This is a genomic window from Rhizobacter sp. P2_H2 (assembly GCF_056403375.1).
Genome location: NZ_JBFUFP010001760.1, coordinates 1 through 623, shown reverse-complemented (window position 1 = coordinate 623; position 623 = coordinate 1). Strand labels below are relative to the sequence as shown.

The window sequence follows — 623 nt, the reverse complement described above, 5'->3', positions numbered from 1 at the left end:
AGCGCGCCCAGCCCGACCTGGTGCTCGACCTCGGTCAGCCGGTGCCATGGCCGCACCGGGCCAGTTCGTCGTACGGCGGCAATGTGCTGCTGGCCGAGGACAGCGTCGACATGATCTTCGCGAACAACGTGCTCGAGCACGTGCCCGACCTGCCGACGCTGATGGGCAACTGCCTGGCGCTGCTGAAGACCGGCGGCCAGTTCGTCATCGAGGTGCCGTACGAGCACGCGGCGACGGCCTGGCAGGACCCGACCCACCTGCGCGCGCTGAACGAGAAATCGTGGCTCTACTACACCGACTGGTTCTGGTACCTCGGCTGGTTCGAGCACCGCTTCCAGCTGGCGCAGTTCCACTACCTCGACGACGCGCTGCGCGAATGCCCGAAGGAGCGCGCTGCCTTCATGCGCGTCGTGCTGGCCAAGGTGGAGACCTCGCTGCGCGAGCGCACCACCGCCCGGGTGATGCGGGCCGATTTCGCGCTGCCGGACGACATGTCCGACGCCTACGCGGCCGACCTGGCAGCCCTTTCGGCGTGAAACCCGCCTGAAAAACCCTCTTGACCTACCGGAAAAGACCGCCCAGGCGGTCTTTTTTCTTTCTGCGACAAGCACTTGCGTTCGCGC

Annotated in this window: 1 protein-coding gene; it reads left to right on the top strand. The window is 66.5% G+C overall.

What is annotated here, in order from left to right; genetic code table 11:
* On the top strand, positions 1-536 hold a 536-nt coding region (locus AC1D15_RS36060), incomplete at its 5' end, for a methyltransferase domain-containing protein (protein WP_477829864.1).
* Positions 537-623: the final 87 nt, after the last annotated feature.